Consider the following 20,584-nt stretch of genomic DNA (forward strand, 5'->3'; position numbering starts at 1 on the left):
ACATTAGTCATTGACACATGGCATATATTAAAATAGTCTTTCAAAATATCGATAAAATCAAGGGATGAAAGATGAGACTCCTTGTGAAATTTAGACCAAAAGAAGATTCTGCATACTCATCAGTCAATAACTATACGATTCAGGGCTTTATTTACTCTTTTTTAAAGAGAAGTTCTGAATTTGAAAGCTACCACGACAAAACGGGCTTCAAATATTTTTGCTTTTCAAATATCTTTCCCGTCTCTGATTTTAAAACAGACGAAACCAAAAATTTAATAATTTCTTCACCTTCGAGCAGACTTATCAAGGCTGTTGAAAAAGAGATTAAAAAAATTGACTCGTATTATCTGGGAAAAATCCCAATCGAAGTTGAATCTGTAAGTCTTTTCAAACCCCGGCTAGAAAGACAATTTATAACAAGCACTCCTGTAGTGTTGTATGAAAAAAATAGGAAAAATATCTATTTTTCAATGAAAAAGTCGAATGAAATTTCATTTTTCATGGAACGACTGAAAGAAAATGCTTTGAAAAAGTACAACGCATTTTATGATGATAACTATCAATTCGATGGAAACATTTTTGACAGGCTTCAGTACTCTCGAGAGGTTGCTGTAAGACTTAAAAGGGCAGATAAGATGTTTATTGTCATAGGAACGCTCTGGAAGAACCTTGAGAAGTTTAATATGGACAATAAAAGGTTTTACAGGTTTTTATTGGACTGTGGTGTCGGTGAGAAGAATTCTCTTGGTTTTGGGATGCTAAATACGGTGGGGAGTGTAAAATGATCACAATAAATTTTGAGAAGAGGGACTTTCTTTACGATAATGGACTTGTGAATATATTTTTTAATCTCAGAAGGGATGAAAGGTTTGAAAATATTGATGATTTCACGGTGAAATATGGGGATTCTATATTTGAGCTCCTCGATAATAAAATTACATTTAAGGGATCATTCAAAGAATTGAAAGACGTATATCTGATCTTAAGGAGCATTTATTACTCCAAGGTATTTGAGGAAACCAAAAATAACAAGCCCTATTACGATCCAGTACATGATAGGGTCGTTATAGCACCAAAGCTTAATGTCAAACCCTATTTACAGAGGTCTGAACGAACAAAAGATCTTTTACCCAGAATGAATGTATCAAAAGAAAAACTTGAGGCCCTCAAAAATGAAGAAGCTGAGGTTAAAAACAACTTTGAGGGGAGGGTAAGCGGCAACCTTCAGTATGGTAAAAAAGGTAGTAATGTAATGATATACCTTGAACCAGAGAAACTTGGAGAATCTATTTCCTCAAAAATAAAAAAGATTGTGGCGGGGGATAACTGCTTCTTCTGCGGAAGCAAGTATTCAAAGTACATAGATGATAAGAATAAAAAAGGATCTTTTTCAATAAAATCTACAAACCTGATATTTGATTTTGGTACGGGGGACTCAAAGCCATCCTTCAGAGATTTAAGGTCAAAAAAAGATATTACAGCCTGTTTCATGTGTGACCTTATTTATAGGTATGGTTTATTAAATAATTATTTCGTGGATAATAATGTGTTCCTGATCTCAGCCCCCACCCTCCGCTTTTTATATAACATAAAAAATATGTTGATGATTCCAGAGGATTACCTTGAAGAATCTTCAAAAAAGACAAACTTTATTAAAAAAGACGATTTTGTCACAAGCGGTCCTTATTCCAGATTGCTCCTCTTAATTCAAAAAATTAAAGGAAAAATAATTGACAGGGAAAATCTTGCTTATCTTTCAATAAACTATTTTGTTGTCACGAGCAAGGGCGTGGATGATTTAAAGATTTACAACAAATTTTCATACATAGCAGAATTCCTTGAAAGGATTAAAAAATTAAGAAATGAATCTGATACTCCATTTTTAACTTTACTGATGAATTATTCGTACTATAAAAATATAAAAAAATACGAAACTAAGAACCTTCCACGAGAAGATATGGCGAGAAGGATACTTCTGGGGCTCCCTATAGATCCAGTTCTCGCTGACCTATCTTTTTACAATCTATCACAGGATAATCCTTCTTTCATTCAAAACGTCATTCTTTATGAATTTCTCACGGAATATATGGAGGTAACTGGAATGTCTGATATGAAAGAATTGCATAATACGTGCCGACTCGTCGGAGACAGAATTGGATATTTTGCGGCCCAATACGATAAAAAGGATATTTTATATTCTATTAGAGAAATCGGGAATTTTGAAAGACTCACAGAGTTCTTTAAAAACCTCGAATACGAAATATTAAAAGAAGATGCGGGAGCTGTCTGGAATTCCCGAGCAGGAGACAAAAAGTACAGTGATTTAATTCAGGAAATTCTCATGGATGCAAAGGAGAACAGAGTGGCTTTAATAAGAAATTATCTGGCAATTTATGCTATACAGAAGTACCTTTCAGCCAAGTACGCCAAAAACAAAGGAGGAAATTAGAATGAGCAGGACATTTGCAAATATAGGATACATAACAAAGGTTAACATAGATAACCTCAACAGCAGTGAAAACCCCGGAAACATGGTTGTCCTTAAGAAAGTTCAGGACAATAAAGGTGACTACTACCCATACGTTTCAGGGCAGGCACTAAGGTATTACCTTAAAGAGACGATGAATCAGCTTGGCATGAAACTGACCAAACTGGATAATAAAGGAGAGTATATAATAGAGGCCAAAGGGAAAGATAAGGGAAGATACAAGGATATACTTGAAAATCATCCAGATCTGGATCTATTAGGGTTCATGGAAGCAGTTAAAGGGTCTGGCTCAATGGCTCTCAGAAGGTGGTCACCGGTAAAGGTCTCACCACTTGTGAGTATATTCCCATGGAATGGTAATAGCGATCTTTTAACAAGGAAAAAAGAAGGTCAGGAAGGCGGAGATCTTGTCAAAGTCGAAATAAACACATTTAACTTCATGAAGGGGACAATTGTAATAGATATGGATGTAATCGGATCCATTGTCGATGAACTTAGTTATGAAATCGAGCCCGTAATTGACCCTGATGAAAGAAGAGTACGGGTGGAATATCTGGTAAATGCAATTAAAAGTATTGATGGGGGAGCAAAAAAGGCAAGGCTTCTGGATGATTTGACACCAAAATTTGTGGTTGTGACAAGGCAGAAAGCAGGCACCCCTATTTTCTTGAATTCTCTCAGCGTAAATGAAGACGGTGGTGTCAACATTGATCCTATTAAAGAGATTCTTGAGGAATTTGGAGAAATAATTGATGAATACTATATAGGCATAAGATCCGGTATATTCACTAATGAAGAGGAGATAAAAGGCGAGTTTAAAGAAAATGTAACATCTGTTAACAAAGCTCTTGACATGATAAAAGGTTGGTTGTAACCGGTGTTAAAATGGAGGCAGTGAGATTCATCATTGAGGGTCTTATTAATTCTTTCAGGATACCTCAGACATCTGTTTACCAGCTCACATATCTCGCTCCAACAAAGACTCAGGTTGTGGGCATGCTCACAAATATTATGGGCAAAAATGAGGGGGACTATTACGCGCTCCTTGATAAACTAAGGATAGGAATAGTTCCCCTTTATATAAACTCCATCTTCAATGATGCGTGGACGTTTAAAAAATGGAAGTCTTCAGGAGCCGGCAGAGACATACTCCAGCGTGAAAGGATTTACATGGGCAAATTTTTAATCTATGTAGTAACAGAGGATTCCAATCTACTGGGAGAGATTATGGACTATCTGATGTGTCCTTCAAGAGTTCCATCTCTTGGCATGGATGATGAGCTGGTGATCATAAGAGAGCCAAAGAGGATTACCATGGAAAGCAGGAAAAGCGAAACAGTACACAGTTTATTTACCTTGGAGGAGGGCATGAACTTTAAATATCATCCGCTGACAACAGAAATCTCGAATTTATTCCCGCCCAGGATAATTTCAGTAAATCTAAACTTTAATAAGAATGTAACTCCTAGGAAACCCACCAGATTTGTTCAGATAGTGGAGTTTGCAGGTCTTTCATGTGAATTGAACAGGAATAAAGATCTTTACTTTGACAAAGAGCGCCAGTATAACATAGAGTTCCTTTGATCTAGGCTTTTTACTCATAGTAACGGGTTCAATGATGCCAATGATGGACTTAAAGGATTTTGTCAGCGATCATAGAAGCAGATTTAAGGAATTGTATGACATAGATCCTTCTTTTTTTGAAGAAAATCTTATAGCGAAAACCAATGATGATAAATCATTCACTCTGGAAGATCATACAAAGGGGGCTTTAGAATCATTAAGGAAATTTATCAAGGAAAATACGGAGACATTTGATTCATTTGCAAAAAGACACAAAATCAAAAGGCAGTTACTGTTGGACATATTATTTTTTGCGGTTTTTTTCCATGATATAGGTAAGGGAACCCTTGAATTCTATAATGATAAAATTTTAAATGGACAAAAGTCATATCACCCATTGTATTCCATCTATTTTACTTATAATCTTGAAATACCAAAAATTGACGGTGTTGACTACATCACTCTTTCGATATTATCACACCACACGCTTCTTCATGAGGACATCTATGCAGATGAAAGGTTCGCAGGACTAAAGCCCCCAAAATTTTTTAAACAGACCTTAGAGTTTGCTAATAAATATAAAGATTATTATAAGGAATTTTTTAATAAACCATGCCCATATGAATTCAAATTTAATTTGCCATCCGGGAATCCATACAATTTGTTGAGGGAAACCTTTTCATGGGCCTCCATGGAAGAAGGGATAATTGATAACCTCAACAGCACACTCAACCAGGTTGATCATTCCAAAAAGAAAAAAATAAAAGAGCTCTATGGTTTCATCACAGGAAACCTAATTAGAGCTGACTGGCTTTCAAGCGGATCTTATGAACCTGATGGAGACATGATTTCTGCGGATGAACTTATTAATAAGATAAGGTCCAGGGCATCTTTAAGAGGTCATGAATTTCATGGTTTAAAGAGATTCCAGCTCGTTGCTTCTAAAAGTTCAGACAACATTTTTATAAAGATACCAACAGGGGAAGGTAAAACCGAGGCAGCCCTCCTCTGGGCCTTAAATAACATGAAAAATAAACACACCAAGATTATATATACAATGCCCACGCAGGTAACTAGCAATTCAATGTATAAACGTCTTAAGGACTACTTTGGAAAAGATAAAGTGGGTATATTGCACGGATCATCTTCTATTATACTCGCGGAAGAATATAACGATGATCAGGAGAGAATATGGAAGGAAAGGATAATTAGCAAAACCTTTTCAAAGCCCATAACAGTTTCCACACTGGATTCCTTTCTTTTGAGTTTTTTCAATGTTTATAAGTGGCCTCTTTCTCAACTGAATATAGAAAACTGCATTCTAATTGTCGATGAGGTTCATTCATATGACTGGCAGATGATGGGTGCCCTGAAAAGAATATTGGGCGAACTTATCAGCAGGGGATGTAAATTTGCTATAATGAGCGCAACATTTCCTGAAAATATGGAGGATATTCTTTTAGAGGGTCTAACATATTCTCTGATAACTGATGAGGATCTTTTTGAGCACAGACCATTCTCAATGAAGATTGAGGATTCTTCGGTTCTTGATAAGATAGATAGCATAATAAGTAAATTTAATGATAACAAGAAGGTCCTCGTTGTTCTTAACACTGTTGATAAATCAAGAGAAGTTTACAGAGCACTGAAAAAGTCTGGAAGCTTCAGAACGAGTGATTCATTTGATCAGGATTCAGATTTGATTCTTTATCATTCTCAGTTTACTAAGGCTCATAGAAAACAGAAAGAAAGCGAAATTGAGCTTAAAGAAAGATGGGAAAACAAGGGCTTAGTCGTCGTAGCGACACAAGTAGTAGAAATTTCCTTGGACATAGATTTTGATGTACTTTTCACTGAAATAGCACCTATAGATGCATTAACTCAGAGACTGGGTAGAATAAACAGGTCTAAAGATCCTGATAAAGTGGGTGAAGTTTACATAGAGACCTTTATAGAAGCAGAAACTGAAAAAGGTAGATGGGTTTATCCCTATGGATGGGAATTAATAGAGTGTTCAAAGCGGATAATAACTGATGGAGAGCCATCCCTAGGTGAAATGAGTAAAATGGTTCTTAATCTTTACAGATCACTCCTTGAGATAGAATCAATTAACCTTTCTTTCGATAGAAAACTCAAAAATGGTTATAATAAGTATGATGAAATCATAAAGAGGGGTCCTTACACCATTCGCTTCAAGACTGAGAACATTGAACAAGTTTCACGTTTACTTTCAATTAGAGATATTGATGAAAGATTTGAAAAAATTGATGTAGTCCCAGCCACATTTTTCGACGAGGAGGATCCTGATAAGTTTGAAAATACTGTGGGAATATATAAATGGCTATTTGTCAAGATGCTGCGTGAAGGCAAGGTTGATGACATGAAAACGTTCTACCTTATTCATGGGGTCAATTATAGCTATGAATACGGGTTTGAGGTTGTTGATGTGGAAGACTGGAACATTATATAGCTTAGAAGTGATTTCATGAAAGTAACCGGTGTCATGGTTCAATATTATGTGGCCTGTAAGCGAGAGTTATGGTTCTTTGCGAACCAGATAAACATGAACTATGATAACGAAGACATACAGATGGGGAGGCTCCTTCATGAGAAATCTTTCTCAAGAGAAAAGAAGAGCATAAACTTCGGAGATATCTCTATAGATTTCATGAATAAGAAAAATCTGACTATTTTCGAAATAAAAAAGTCGAGCAGGCTTGAAGAGCCGGTCAGGTATCAGCTTTACTATTATTTATGGTATATACGAAAATTCACAGGGAAAAATGTGAAGGGAGTGCTTGTGTATCCTACTGAAAAGAAGAGGGAAGAAATCAACTTAACGCCTGAAGTAGAATCCGAAATCGAGAAAATCGTTAAAGGCATAAAAAATGTTGTTAAAATGAAGTCTCCTCCTGAGCCAGTTTTTAAACGTTACTGTCGTAGATGTAGTTATTATGAGTTCTGCATGATTTAAACAGGTGATTCAATGAAGGACCCTTTGTATATAACCTCCCATGGGATACTGTCCAGGCAGGGAAATACGTTATATTTTATCAATAAAGACGTTAAGAAGGCTTTGCCAATAAACCGCATAAACGAGATAAACTGTTATGGTAAAATTTCAATTAAATCAGGAGCATCATCTATATTGATGAAAAAGGGCATCCCAGTCAATTTTTTCAATAAATATGGTTATTATGAAGGGTCTTTATACCCACGCATACAGCTCAACTCTGGACTTGTAGTGGTAAAGCAGTCAGAGCATTATCTAGATCCCATGAAAAGATCAGAAATCGCCAGGGAGATGGTACTGGGCATTAAACATAACTTACTCAAGGCAATGAAGTACTATAAAAAGAGAGGAAAGGATGTTAGCGAATATATTGATATGATAGAGAAAGAGGTTGTGGAAGGGGATGTTGCTCAGGTAATGAGTAATGAAGGGCGCATGTGGAATTCTTATTATCAAAGCTTTAACTGCATCCTTAAAAGATTTAAAATGGGCAAACGTGAAATAAGACCGCCAACAACAGAATTAAATGCCCTTTTATCTTTTGGTAATTCTCTGTTGTATGTGTCAGCATTATCTGAGATATATCATACATATCTCCATCCGTCTATTAGTTTTTTGCATGAACCTGCTGAAAGGAGGTTCTCGCTTGCTCTGGACATAGCAGATATTTTTAAACCTTTAATAGTTGGCAGAGTAATCTTTAAACTGGTAAATAATAACATGATTTCGGAGAAGGACTTTGATAGGGATGTTGGTGTAATGCTTAAAGATAGGGGTAAACAGATTTTTCTTAAGGAGTATCAGGCCAAGCTTGAAACAACTATAAAGCACCCCAAACTCAAAAGAAAGGTATCATATAAGTATCTGATGAGGCTTGAGGCCTATAAATTGATAAAACATGTTTTGGGCGATCAGAAATATGAAAGTTTCAAGACATGGTGGTAATTAAAAATTTCTAATTAAAAATTTCTATTTTAACTTCATTTTAGCATTAAAGGTGATTGGGTGTACCTTCTTGTAGTTTATGATGTTGATGTCAAAAGAGTTAACAAGGTTCATAAATTTTTGAAAATGTATCTGCACTGGAGACAGAACTCAGTATTTGAGGGGGAGGTTAGTAAAGCTCAGTTTAATGAGATACAAACAGGTCTCCATGAATTGATAGATGAGACCTGTGACTCTGTGATGATTTATGAATTTCCCAGCAAAAAATATGTTTCTTTACATGTTCTTGGAATTGAAAAGAACACTATTGGCTTTATACTTTAAGTCAGCCTTTATAAATAGAACTCACTATTATAGGTAGACTTATAAATTTGTTGAAACAAAGCATTTTTAGGGAATTTTTGACCTAAAAACAGAATAATTGGCTCGGCTTTAAAATGGACTGAATAGTATGGAAATTTGTCTATGGTTATGGTTAGGGTGTCTGGTGTGGTTGTGGGCTTTAAAATGGACTGAATAGTATGGAAATACACCTTCCTCTATGCTGACAAGGATTTCACCCATATGCTTTAAAATGGACTGAATAGTATGGAAATTACGCTGCCGCATAATGTAGAGTGGTATACTCATGAGGCTTTAAAATGGACTGAATAGTATGGAAATTTGCTTCGGTTATGGCTTCGTCTCCTTGGGTTTCCAGGCTTTAAAATGGACTGAATAGTATGGAAATTGGACATGTTGAATAGGTACAAAGCCTTCACAGAGGCGCTTTAAAATGGACTGAATAGTATGGAAATTGAAGAATTTCAGCTAAGTATTGTAAACTACACCATAAGTCCTGATCGCTTTAAAATGGACTGAATAGTATGGAAATTCTGATTTTTTCATCTATTCTACTAACTACATTCCCTGGGCTTTAAAATGGACTGAATAGTATGGAAATTTCGCTTTGGGGTGTGTGAGATCGTGGTCGAACACAAAAGCTTTAAAATGGACTGAATAGTATGGAAATATAGGGCCTAAATGGGGCTCAAATGGGGCTCAAATGGGCTTTAAAATGGACTGAATAGTATGGAAATTTGAGGATCCAAATCATTGAAATAGCCCCATACCAAGGGCTTTAAAATGGACTGAATAGTATGGAAATCGGGCCTCCCTGATGAGAGGGGGAGGGTGACAATCCCGCTTTAAAATGGACTGAATAGTATGGAAATTTTTCTCCTCTTCCTCATTCATGGCTGCTACTTCCTTGGCTTTAAAATGGACTGAATAGTATGGAAATATCCAACCCCCACCACACAACACCCACCACAACCACGCTTTAAAATGGACTGAATAGTATGGAAATATCTTCCAGCGCCCCCGAGGAGGTCGAGGGGGGACTAGCTTTAAAATGGACTGAATAGTATGGAAATAAGAGGATGCAGACAATCTGTAGCCGGAAAGACCTCGCTTTAAAATGGACTGAATAGTATGGAAATATGGGATCCAGGGAGTTACTGTGGTGGATAAAAGTAGAGGGCTTTAAAATGGACTGAATAGTATGGAAATTATGTTCACAAGGTACTCTTCTGGGGACGGACATTTTAGGCTTTAAAATGGACTGAATAGTATGGAAATTGGGATTTTTTTCGAATTTAAGCATCGCAATTGCCTTGCTTTAAAATGGACTGAATAGTATGGAAATTCAACAGGAGGTTCTGGGGGCCCTGTGGGGTGGTTTGCTTTAAAATGGACTGAATAGTATGGAAATTATGTGAAGTGCCACCTTTCTGGTACTTCATACCGGGCTTTAAAATGGACTGAATAGTATGGAAATTCATGTGGATACTCAGAAAACGGGTTCTCTATCCATTGCTTTAAAATGGACTGAATAGTATGGAAATTCAAGGTGATAAAATGAAAAAGAAAACTTTCAAAAAAAGCTTTAAAATGGACTGAATAGTATGGAAATAATAAGGGCCCGGATAAGTTTCCGAAAAAAAGAAAGAGCTTTAAAATGGACTGAATAGTATGGAAATTCCGCTTTGAACTGTGTGAGATTGTGGTTGAGCACAAAGCTTTAAAATGGACTGAATAGTATGGAAATAGAAAAAATCAGAAAATATATATAGTACACAGTCTAGCTTTAAAATGGACTGAATAGTATGGAAATAAATTCTAAGGGAATTCGCTTCGCTATACATAGATATAACGAATAAAAGATCAGGGTTAAAATCAGACCAAAATGGGATTGAAATATTTTTAACATACTCTCAGCATTCTCTAATGAAACCTCAACATTTATTTTATGATTAACATTTCATTACAGCCGGCCTCCTCATGGTACTTAACCTTCCTGACCTCAATGTCATAATCATTAAATTCATCCATCAATGGTTTAAGGTGTAAAGAACGCTTTCTTCTGTGTATATTGTACACAGGAAATATTCTAACCTCTTTCCCGATCCTGAGCATCTCCCTCACAGATTCAACATGGAAACTGTAGTCCAGCAGGTCCTCATACAGGAAAAGGAAATTTGCAGAGACCACCAGGTCAAATTCCCCATCATCAAATGGGAGAAAGGGGAGTTCACCGGCTATGTACTCTGATGGGTTCCTTTTATAGTCATCCAGGAATCTTCTGAAAACCATCCTCCGGTAATCCTCAACAGGGATCCCATCAACCCTGAAATCCCTTAAAAAGTCCCTATGGTTCATGGTGTGGCTCCTGAAACTTTCGCATGCCAGTTTTTTAATTTCATCGGGGGTCCTGCTGTAGAGGGGGTCCACGGCTGTTACACTGAATCCCATCTCATCCATTTCGCTCCGGAATGAGCTCACACCTGCAGCACAGTCAAGTATCCTGCTGCCCTCCAGTTCCATGGGATCCAGGCTGAACATATCGATGTATTCAGCGAGGCCCCTACCAATGAAAACCACGGACTTCATAAGTTTTGATTCTATGACCATCTATAAAATTCATTCGATTTAGGCATGGATCACCCATCTGATGTATATGTGGGATGCAAAATAATGCTATTCGACGCAACTTTCTCTGGAGGGTACCTGCACTGACCGGTGTTGGGTGATGTATATCACCTTCTGACCCCCCACCTCCGGAATTAAATATAAAATCTTCCTGAAGGCCGTTCTGGGCATTAAATTAGAAGATTATAAATATCTCCCTCCACATAATAAATAAATGTGTAAAAAAATTTAAAGGGGGGTGAAAAATGAAGAGATTTACACTGGCACTTTCGATTCTTCTGGTGATTCTTACCATTGGAACAGTAAGTGCCGCCGATTCTGACAATCAGACTGATTCTAATGCACTCATAACTGGAACTGTGACACAGTGTAACAGTACAGATCCCTTTGAGGGTGCAGTTATAAACGTGGCCTCAGTTAATGGTTCCAGTGTGGCATCCGGGGTAACAGGTCCGGATGGAAGTTACTCTGTGAGTTTCCAGGCAGCCGATCGGACATTTATTGTCTCAGCAGTTGCACCTGGACACGTGATACCATCCAGCACTGTAACCCTTGATGAGTCAGGAAGAGCCAGGGCAGACTTCAGACTCGGAGCCCTGAACCTGACCAAGGGTTCATGGGATATCATCGGGCTTGACCATAACAATGTGAACGTCGGCCCCAATCAGTACCTCATCCAGGTACATGTCAAGAACAATGCCCTGACCACTGCCAACAATGTAACAGCCAACATCACATTCACTTCAACCAATCCCTACATCTACCTGGCGGCGAATGAAACAGCCAGCAAGTACCTGGGTGATATAGCACCTGGTGCAACGGTGGATGTGTTCTACCTTGTTGAAGTCTCAAGGAATTCACTGGCCTATCTGACATCCAGGAATTATACTGTGACGGTTGGAGGGACAAACACGGGTTCACCTGACACCATCAATGGAACACTCTATCTTGAGAAACTTGTCTCACAGAACCGTAACGATGTGGTATCCATAAGTGTGAGTAACCCGACACCTGCTATTGGGGATGTGATTGCAGTCACAGTGGTGTCCACGACAGCATCAGCGGGCTATGATATTGTTAACCTTCCACTTACCAACTACAACCCGGCTATTCTCCAGCCCATCAACGTGACGGTGACATATGGACCAAACACGAGCAACAATGTACGCCTCGATGCACCGGGCCAGACTAACTTCGTATCTGTCTGGCTCTTCAATGTTACAGGTGCAGGGGTGACCAGACTCTTTGGTCTCATAACCGACAGGAGCGGCTCAAGCTACCACTACAACTCAGACTTCGGTGAGAATATCACCATCAGGGCGCTTGAGAAGGCTGACCTTGCAATTGCAAAAACGGTTAATAACACAGCACCCAACATCGGGGGCACCGTCAAATTCACAGTTACAGTTGTGAACTACGGACCAAACAATGCAACGGGTGTTTATGTAACTGATCTCCTGCCATCACAGCTGAGCTTCGTATCAGCAACAGCATCCAGGGGAACCTATAACAGTACAACGGGTATATGGACCATAGGGAACCTCGGATACTTTGAAACAGTAACACTGAATATCACGGCCACAGTCACATCAACTGGAACAATCATCAACAACGCCAACGTCACAGGTGACGTCTTTGACCCCAACATGGCAAACAACTACGCCTCAGCGACACTGAATTCTCCACCAGCATCAGACCTAACCATAGACAAGTCTGTTAGCAATCCGGAACCCTATGTGGGTGATACAATCCAGTACACAATCACTGTGAGCAACAGGGGACCTGATAACGCAGCAGGAGTTGTGGTGGAGGATGTTCTACCGGCTGGACTGATACTCATAAGCGCAACACCATCCAAGGGCGCCTACTCCATGGGCACATGGAATGTTGGTGCACTGAACTACCTTGAAATAGCGACACTCACAATAATCGCCAGGGTCAACGCAACAGGCTTAATGACAAACTTTGCAAACATCACATCACCGAACTTTGACCCGAACCCTGATAACAACAATGACACGGTTGATGTTCTGGGAATCCCGGTGGCTGACCTGCGTATAGTTAAGCGCGTGGATAACGCGAGACCGAACTTCGGATCCAATGTTACCTTCACAGTTGCCGTTACAAACCTAGGACCAAGCAACGCCACAGGTGTAACCGTTAGCGACATACTCTCACCGGGCCTCGTATACCTCAGCCACAGCGTCACACAGGGAACCTACAACGCCACAACCGGTGTCTGGGACATCGGAGCACTGAATGAGGGTGCATCAGCCCTGATGAACCTCACGGTCCTTGTGAACACAACAGGTGATTCAAATAACACGGTTTCAGTCACTGGTAACGAGTATGACCCTGACATGACAAACAACGACGCAGTATCAACACTTAACGCAGTCTCAGCGGATCTGAACATCCAGAAGACCGTTGACAGCCCGGTTATAAACAACGGTGAGACAGCCACCTTTACGATAATCGTGAGGAATGCGGGTCCAGACACACCATCAAATGTTGTGGTCTCAGACCTACTACCAGCAGGACTCTCAATAGTATCATACACAGTTACACAGGGATCTTTCAACGCAACCACAGGTGTCTGGGAGGTCGGTTCACTACCGGCGCTGTTCCAGGCGACCCTCACACTCCTTGTAAGGGCAACCCAGGCAGGCTTCCAGACTAACATAGTTAACGTATCATCAGAGCTTCCAGATCCGCTGCCAGGGGACAATGTTGACGCGGTTACAGTCGATGTGAGGCCAAGCGCGGATGTTAAGATCACGAAGACAGTTAGCAGCACCGAACCTGAATTTTAGCAGCACCGAACCTGAATTCGGTGATACCGTGGTGTTCTACATAACGGTAACGAACCTTGGACCGGACACCGCCACGGTTGTGAGGACAGTTGATACAATGTCACCGGGTCTCGTCTACCAGTCCCACAGCGCATCTGCAGGTATCTACTTCCCAGAGTTCAATGTCTGGACGGTTGATTCCCTTGCACCCGGCGCATCAGAGACACTGAACCTCACCGTCCTGGTCAATGCCACTGGTGAGATGGTAAACACGGTTTCAGTCACCAGCAATGAGTATGACCCTGACATGACAAACAACCATGCTGCAGGGGCCTTAAATGCAGCTGCCCTGGCAGATATCGCAGTACAGAAGACGGTCCTGGTAACACCCATCAACAATGGACAGGTCACCAACTTCACGGTTACAGTCACCAACAATGGACCTAACGATGCGACAGGCGTCGCTGTAACAGATATTCTGCCAGCAGGACTCTCACTGCTCAGTCACAGTGCCTCACAGGGAACATTTGCAGGCGGAGTCTGGACTGTGGGTAACCTTGCAAATGGCGCATCAGCAACCCTGATGCTTGAGGTAATTGCCAATGCTGCTGCAATATTCACGAATTATGTGAATGCATCAGCTGACCAGTACGATCCACTGATCTCAAACAACAATGCAACAGCCCTACTCACTGTGAACCCATCATCAGACATATCAATCACAAAGACGGTGTCAAACAGCACACCGAACTTCGGTGACCAGATAACCTTCTTCGTGAGGGTTACAAACAATGGACCCGACGATGCGACGGGGGTTACGGTGACAGAAATACTGCCATCTGGACTGGTACACCAGTCACATGCGATTTCACAGGGTATATGCTATCCTCTTGCGTGCATATGGATAGTTGGAGACCTTGCAGGTGGCGCATCAGCAACCCTCAACTTCACGGTACTCGTGAACACCACCGGTGAACTGATAAACAGGGTGCAGGCAGTCGGGGACCAGTTCGACCCCTACCCTGAAAACAACACTGCGAACGTCACAGTAGACATTCCGGAGGCTGCCTATCTTGTGATAGATAAGGTGGCTAATGCGACGGTGCTTAACTTCAATGATACTGTGAGTTTCGTGGTTTCAGTCACGAATATGGGTCCTGATGATTCTGTGGGTGTTGTTGTTAATGACCTGTTACCATCAGGTCTTGCATACATCACTCACGGTGCTACACAGGGAACTTACAACGCCACAACAGGTGTCTGGACTGTTGGGGACCTTGCCAGGGGTGTTACAGCGGCTCTTGAGATTATTGCCCGGGTCGTTGTGAGTAACACTACTGTGACCAACATTGCTAATGTCACGGCTGAGACCTACAACCCGAACCCTGATAGGGACGCAAATGCCACCGTCACAGCCAATCCACGGGCCGAGCTTAACATAACTAAGAAGGCTGATAGACGGGCTGTACGTGTCGGACAGAACGTTAAATTCACATTAACAGTGACAAACAGTGGCCCTGACACTGCACTCAACACGACAGTCGTTGACAGGCTACCCGATTCAATGAGGTATGTTTCATCCAGTGCTACGGTTGGTTCATACAACCCGGTAACCGGCGTCTGGATGATAGGTGACCTGCCAGCGGGTTCAACAGCGGTCCTTGAAATAGTGGCCCAGATGATAAGGCGCGGCACATTCATCAACGTGGCAACGGTGAGCTCAGGCTCATCAAGCACAGGTAACAACACAACAGAGGTCGAAATTGAGGTCACAGAACCCTCACCGGGTCCAGGACCTTCACCAGGCAAGGTGCCGATGCAGCCAACGGGTGTTCCGGTAGCTGCACTTATGGCGGGCCTCATGCTCCTGGCTGCGGGTTCAGCCATGTCAAGGAGAAGATAAAAATATTTCCCTAATTTTTTATTTTTTGAGTGGTTTACTGTTTTTAGTATATGGCGGACAGCACAGTTTAAAGGTTGTTCTCAGTGCAACTTAATGGAACATGGTCATTACATGCACCGGTGTCTAATTGTTGTTCTCAGTGCAAAAGCCTACCGTGTAAGTGTTATTCTGATTACAGCGTATAAAACGTAAACTGTTATAAGTGCAGCCCCCTCAACTCTCCTGAGCTCCATATCCGTCCACATGAAGTACATGACGGCCAGTGTCACCCCTATGAGCACCGGGGCGTCAAGCATGAGTGATAGTGGCTCAACAGGGATCTTAACAAAGAGGGACGGGACCCCTATGCCTATCAGGATGTTGAATATGTTGCTACCAAGGACGGTCCCCAGGGAGAGACTGCACATATGTTTCATTGCAGAGTTAACAGCAACGAGCAGTTCAGCGAGGCTGGTGCCTATTGCAAGGGCAAAGAGGCCTATTATCATCTCAGGAACATTCATGACCTCAGCAATACCCACAGCACTGTATACCAGGATCCTGCAGAACACCACAAGCCCCAGGAATCCGGTGATAGCGTAGATGACGGTTTTCACGTCAACCTCGCCATGGTCCATGAGGTGGCTGCTGTAGTAGCCCCTCTGTTTTTTTATAAGGATCCAGAGGTAAACACCGTACAGTGCAATGAGGACCAGACCCGTGAGGGGTCCAACAGGGCCCATAAACATGAATAATGTGAGGATGAGTATACTCAGGAGCCCGAAGAGACCATCCCTCCTGATCTCATCCCTGTTTGTTGTAACTGCGCATGATAGGATTGCTGATATGCCCATCCAGATATATATATGATCATGATAAATAGATCTTTAACTGTAATGGTGGTCATATGAAGAATCTTTCAAGGGAACTGGTTTCAAGGATACAGGAGATATCACGTCCAGTCAAGATAATGCATGTATGTGGATCACATGAGCACACAATAATGCAGCATGGTGTACGATCCCTCCTCCCTGAAGAGGTTGAGGTGGTGGCAGGGCCGGGCTGTCCGGTATGCTGTGTCCCGGCAAGGGAAATCGACGAGTGCATTGAACTTGCAAGGCAGGGCGTCACAATAACAACCTTCGGTGACATGCTCCGCGTCCCGGGTTCCAGGGGGTCCCTTGCAGATGCAAGGGCAGACGGCGCGGATGTCAGGATAGTCTATGGTGTGAGCAACGCGGTGGAGATAGCAAGGAAACTCGACAGGGAAGTCGTATTCATGGCAGCAGGATTTGAGACCACCGCACCAACAACAGCCTCAGAGATACTCTCAGGACCACCTGAGAACTTCTCGGTCCTATCTTGCCACAGGCTCATACCACCCGCCCTCAGGTTCCTCATAGAGTCCGGTGAGGTGAACCTCAACGCCCTCATAGAACCCGGACACGTGTCAACCATAATCGGTATGAAGCCATATGAGCCATTCTCAAGGGACTATGGTATACCACAGGTCATAGCAGGCTTCAACCCCCTCGATATACTCATGGCGGTCTACATGATACTCCGCCAGATCGAGAGGGGGGAGGCGAAGGTTGAGAACGAGTATAAGAGGGCCGTGAGACCTGAGGGTAACCTTAAGGCCCAGAGGGCGATGGATGAGGTCTTCTATGTAACCGAGAGGGAGTGGAGGGGATTCCCGGTCATACCGGAATCGGTGTATGAGATAAGGGATGAGTTCTCGGAATTCAATGCAAGGGAGAAGTTCGATATAGATGTTGAGGATACGGTTGATACACCTGCGGGATGCATCTGCGGTGCGGTGCTGAGGGGTGTTGCAAGGCCAGAGGAATGCAAACTCTTCAGGACTGAGTGCACCCCCACCAGTCCCATCGGTGCTTGCATGGTGTCAAGGGAGGGCACCTGTAACATAGCCTACAGGTACAGCTCATTCTAGGTGTCAGGATGAGGGCCATTGCAGTTGACATCGACGGCACCATAACAGACAGAGAGAGGAGGCTGTCCCTGGAGGCTGTGAGGGCCCTCAGGGGCGCTGAGGAAGCGGGGGTGCCTGTTATAATAGTTACCGGCAATATCCTCTGCTTTGCAATGGCAACATCTATCCTGATGGGAACCACTGGAGGAGTTGTGGCTGAAAATGGTGGTGTACTGTACATCAATGACGAGGTGAGGGTTCTGGGTGATATGAGTAAGGCTGAGAGGGCCTACAGTCACCTCAAAGGGATTTACCCTGTCAGGAAGGTACCCTTCTCTGACCTGAGGGTGTCTGAGATAGCACTGACCCGGGATGTACCTGCAGACACTGTGAGGGAGGCACTCAGTGGCTTCGATGTTGAGGTCTATGACACGGGCTTTGCCATACACCTTACAGACCCTGCAGTGAATAAGGGCTCATCCATGGAGATCCTGCTGGAATCCATGGGACTGGGGATGGATGATGTCATGGCAATAGGCGACAGTGAAAACGATCTGGAGTTCATTGAACATGCAGGGTTCAGGGTCGCGGTTGCAAATGCAGACCCTGAACTGAAGGCGATTGCGGATTATGTAACCTCTGCGGCCCATGGAGAGGGGGTTGCAGAGGCTGTCCAGAGATTCTTGGGGGTGTGACCTATGTTGGGGATCGGTGAAGAGGCTGTTAAACGTGCCTTAAAATATGGTGAAATGGCTGAGGTCTACATTGAAAGGGAGAAGACACTGGAGGTCGAGATCCAGCGTGACCTCATAGACTTTGGTAAGATTGAATCCATGACAGGGATAGGTATCCGTATCCTGAAGGAGGGGCGGATGGGATTTGCCTACACATCGGATCCTGGGGGAGTTGATGCTGCTGTGAGGATGGCGGCCCAGAACCTTAGGCTCGCGGATCCTGATGAAAACTTCGGCTTCTCTGAACCCTCCACATATCCCTCGGTTAAGGGAATCCATGACAGGTCCTTCAGTGACCTTGAAGTTGAGGACTCAGTGGAGATGGCCGGTAGAATGATTGAGAGGGTCCTGGAGGAGGGATGCAAACCCACAAGCGGCGGCTTCACAGCTTCCCGGATTGAAACATTTATAGTAAACTCGGAGGGTGTTGAGGCATCATCAGCTTCAACAGTCTTCTCAGCCCACATCTCTGTGACAGCTGAGGGGAATGGTATGAAGACAACGGCCTACGAGTCAGATTCCTCCTGTAAACTTGACATCGACCCTGAGTGGATAGCTGGAAGGGCCTGCAGGATTGCAAAGGATTCGGTTGGTGGCAGGAGTATTGAGGGCGGTAAGATTCCAGCGGTCCTGGACTACCATGCAGCTGCAGGACTTCTTGGAACATTCGCAGCAGCATTCAGCGCAGATAATGTTCAGAGGGGGAGGTCCGTCCTGGCGGATAGGCTTGGGAGCCGGGTCACCAGTGAGGGTCTCTCAGTGTACGATGACGGCACCATGGAGGGTGGCCTTGGATCAGCCCCCTTTGATGGTGAGGGGACACCCTCCCAGCGGACAGTCCTTGTGGAGGATGGAATTCTGAGGGGATACCTGCATAACATCTACACAGCATCAAAGGGGAGGGTTGAGAGTACAGGTAATGGTCTGAGGGGCTACATGGAGGTTCCAGCTGTCTCAACCACTAACTTAATACTTGAATTTAACAGGACAGTCCAACTGGAGGATTTCATGGGGATATTCGTGACAGATGTCCTGGGTGCCCACACCGCAAATCCAATATCCGGTGACTTCTCGGTGGAGGCCAACAATGCATTCATGGTGGAAGCAGGGGAATTCACGCCTGTTAAGAAGGCAATGCTCTCAGGAAACATATTTGAGCTCATGATGAAGGCCTCATCAACGGACCTTGAAAGGAGACAGGTGGGGGGCTTTGTAACAGCACCTCTCATGTTTGAGGAAGTACATGTCACGGGATAGGCACATTAAGGGTCATGTCACTGAAGGATGCACTTCAACACTACCTGTCTGTAAGGGACGGGATTAGGGATGCAAGGTTCCTTGTCGCCTCCAGGACCCCAGCATCCTTTCACGGGGACTCAGGGATCTCTGAGCTCTGGATGGAACATGAAAGGATAGAGGCAGGTATGGAGTGTTCAGGGGCGTGTGACAGGTCTTTCCTCGATCTTAAGATTGAAATCGCTGAAAGAATCCTTGGGGAGTGTTCACTGTGCCCCTGGAGGTGCGGCGTTAACCGCCAGATGGAGAGTGGACGCTGCGGCGTCATGGGGCCCCGCGTGGCATCGGAGTTCCTTCACTACGGGGAGGAGGCACCACTGGTACCAAGCCATACCGTCTTCTTTTCAGGCTGCACCATGCGGTGTGTCTTCTGTCAGAACTGGGACATATCCCAGAACCCATCCACCGGCAGACACATTGAGGTGGATGAACTGGCAGCGATCATAGAGGAAAGGAGGCGCATGGGAGCAGCGAACGTCAACTTTGTGGGAGGAGACCCGACACCGGCACTCCCATACATCCTCCGGGTCCTCTCAGTGGTGTCCATCAGTGTACCCGTTGTATGGAACAGTAACATGTACATGTCCACGGAATCAGTCAGGCTCATAATGGGTGCTGCGGACCTGTACCTCACAGACTTCAAGTTCGGCAACAGTGAATGTGCAGAGAGACTTGCCGGTGTCCATGACTACTTTGAGGTCGTATCCAGGAACCACCTCATGATAGCAGGGGAGGACATGATAATAAGGCACCTGGTACTTCCAGGGCACCTTGAATGCTGCACCATGCCCATCATTTCATGGGTGGCAGAGAACCTGGGCACAGACACTGTGATGAACATAATGGGCCAGTACCGCCCCCTCTACAGGGCTTCAGCTTACCCTGAGATCAACCGCCCCCTCTACCTTGAGGAGCTTGAGGAGGCCAGAAGGTGGGCCCTGAGGGAGGGCCTTGAAAACATTATCTAG

General features: G+C 43.3%; 16 protein-coding genes and 1 CRISPR repeat array. Of the genes, 14 read left to right on the forward strand and 2 right to left on the reverse strand.

The window, feature by feature from the left end:
• Positions 1 to 71 precede the first annotated feature (71 nt).
• From cas6 to cas2, 8 genes are read left to right on the forward strand one after another with little or no spacing between them, the layout of a single operon-like run.
• Positions 72 to 785 (forward strand): CRISPR-associated endoribonuclease Cas6, encoded by a 714-nt coding sequence (gene cas6, locus DNK57_RS05740; protein ID WP_192962057.1) that lies wholly within the window; start codon positions 72 to 74, stop codon positions 783 to 785.
• A complete protein-coding gene (locus DNK57_RS05745) occupies positions 782 to 2,449 on the forward strand; it encodes a hypothetical protein (protein WP_192962058.1) in 1,668 nt (555 codons plus the stop codon). Before cas6 ends, DNK57_RS05745 begins: the two co-directional genes overlap by 4 nt.
• Before the next feature lies 1 nt (position 2,450).
• Positions 2,451 to 3,362, forward strand: coding sequence for a type I-B CRISPR-associated protein Cas7/Cst2/DevR (cas7i, locus tag DNK57_RS05750; RefSeq protein WP_192962059.1), 912 nt, complete (start codon positions 2,451 to 2,453; stop codon positions 3,360 to 3,362).
• A gap of 11 nt (positions 3,363 to 3,373) precedes the next feature.
• Positions 3,374 to 4,072, forward strand: a complete 699-nt coding sequence (gene cas5 / locus DNK57_RS05755; RefSeq protein ID WP_192962060.1) for a CRISPR-associated protein Cas5 — start codon at positions 3,374 to 3,376, stop codon at positions 4,070 to 4,072.
• A 40-nt stretch (positions 4,073 to 4,112) separates the two neighbouring features.
• The gene (gene cas3, locus DNK57_RS05760) at positions 4,113 to 6,521 is read left to right on the forward strand and encodes a CRISPR-associated helicase Cas3' (protein WP_226891092.1); all 2,409 of its coding nucleotides are present in this window, start codon (positions 4,113 to 4,115) and stop codon (positions 6,519 to 6,521) included.
• A 15-nt stretch (positions 6,522 to 6,536) separates the two neighbouring features.
• Positions 6,537 to 7,025 (forward strand): CRISPR-associated protein Cas4, encoded by a 489-nt coding sequence (gene cas4, locus DNK57_RS05765; RefSeq protein ID WP_192962062.1) that lies wholly within the window; start codon positions 6,537 to 6,539, stop codon positions 7,023 to 7,025.
• Positions 7,026 to 7,037: 12 nt separating this feature from the next.
• Entirely contained in the window at positions 7,038 to 8,009 is a 972-nt protein-coding gene (gene cas1b, locus DNK57_RS05770) for a type I-B CRISPR-associated endonuclease Cas1b (RefSeq protein ID WP_192962063.1), read from the forward strand.
• Between the two features lie 60 nt (positions 8,010 to 8,069).
• Positions 8,070 to 8,333 carry a CRISPR-associated endonuclease Cas2 gene (gene cas2 / locus DNK57_RS05775; RefSeq protein WP_192962064.1) on the forward strand — a complete coding sequence of 88 codons (264 nt, stop codon included), beginning with the start codon at positions 8,070 to 8,072 and terminating at the stop codon, positions 8,331 to 8,333.
• A gap of 105 nt (positions 8,334 to 8,438) precedes the next feature.
• A CRISPR array of direct repeats spans positions 8,439 to 10,164; the repeat unit is 30 nt; unit sequence GCTTTAAAATGGACTGAATAGTATGGAAAT.
• A 128-nt stretch (positions 10,165 to 10,292) separates the two neighbouring features.
• Here the strand turns inward: cas2 and DNK57_RS05780 are convergent.
• Positions 10,293 to 10,940 carry a class I SAM-dependent methyltransferase gene (locus DNK57_RS05780; protein WP_143485768.1) on the reverse strand — a complete coding sequence of 216 codons (648 nt, stop codon included), beginning with the start codon at positions 10,938 to 10,940 and terminating at the stop codon, positions 10,293 to 10,295.
• A gap of 284 nt (positions 10,941 to 11,224) precedes the next feature.
• Between DNK57_RS05780 and DNK57_RS09115 the strand changes: the two genes are divergently transcribed.
• Together DNK57_RS09115 and DNK57_RS09120 are read left to right on the forward strand one after the other, a co-directional pair.
• Positions 11,225 to 13,792, forward strand: a complete 2,568-nt coding sequence (locus DNK57_RS09115; protein WP_226891093.1) for a DUF11 domain-containing protein — start codon at positions 11,225 to 11,227, stop codon at positions 13,790 to 13,792.
• Positions 13,793 to 13,820: 28 nt separating this feature from the next.
• Positions 13,821 to 15,674, forward strand: coding sequence for a DUF11 domain-containing protein (locus tag DNK57_RS09120; protein ID WP_320056869.1), 1,854 nt, complete (start codon positions 13,821 to 13,823; stop codon positions 15,672 to 15,674).
• A 149-nt stretch (positions 15,675 to 15,823) separates the two neighbouring features.
• On the opposite strand, the gene DNK57_RS05790 is transcribed toward DNK57_RS09120, so the two are convergent.
• Complete coding sequence (locus tag DNK57_RS05790; RefSeq protein WP_226891095.1) at positions 15,824 to 16,507, reverse strand: calcium/sodium antiporter; 684 nt, start codon at positions 16,505 to 16,507, stop codon at positions 15,824 to 15,826.
• A 53-nt stretch (positions 16,508 to 16,560) separates the two neighbouring features.
• On the opposite strand from DNK57_RS05790, the gene hypD reads away from it, so the two are divergent.
• The 4 genes from hypD to DNK57_RS05810 are packed head-to-tail and all read left to right on the forward strand — an operon-like array spanning position 16,561 to position 20,584.
• Positions 16,561 to 17,607, forward strand: a complete 1,047-nt coding sequence (hypD, locus tag DNK57_RS05795) for a hydrogenase formation protein HypD (protein WP_192962065.1) — start codon at positions 16,561 to 16,563, stop codon at positions 17,605 to 17,607.
• 8 nt (positions 17,608 to 17,615) lie between these two features.
• Positions 17,616 to 18,281: a phosphoglycolate phosphatase gene (locus tag DNK57_RS05800; RefSeq protein ID WP_192962066.1), complete on the forward strand. Its 666-nt coding sequence runs from the start codon at positions 17,616 to 17,618 to the stop codon at positions 18,279 to 18,281.
• Positions 18,282 to 18,284: 3 nt separating this feature from the next.
• Positions 18,285 to 19,577 carry a TldD/PmbA family protein gene (locus DNK57_RS05805; RefSeq protein WP_192962067.1) on the forward strand — a complete coding sequence of 431 codons (1,293 nt, stop codon included), beginning with the start codon at positions 18,285 to 18,287 and terminating at the stop codon, positions 19,575 to 19,577.
• Positions 19,578 to 19,591: 14 nt separating this feature from the next.
• Positions 19,592 to 20,584 carry a radical SAM protein gene (locus DNK57_RS05810; RefSeq protein ID WP_192962068.1) on the forward strand — a complete coding sequence of 331 codons (993 nt, stop codon included), beginning with the start codon at positions 19,592 to 19,594 and terminating at the stop codon, positions 20,582 to 20,584.

This window comes from Methanothermobacter thermautotrophicus, from assembly GCF_014889545.1.
GTDB classification, from domain to species: domain Archaea; phylum Methanobacteriota; class Methanobacteria; order Methanobacteriales; family Methanothermobacteraceae; genus Methanothermobacter; species Methanothermobacter thermautotrophicus_A.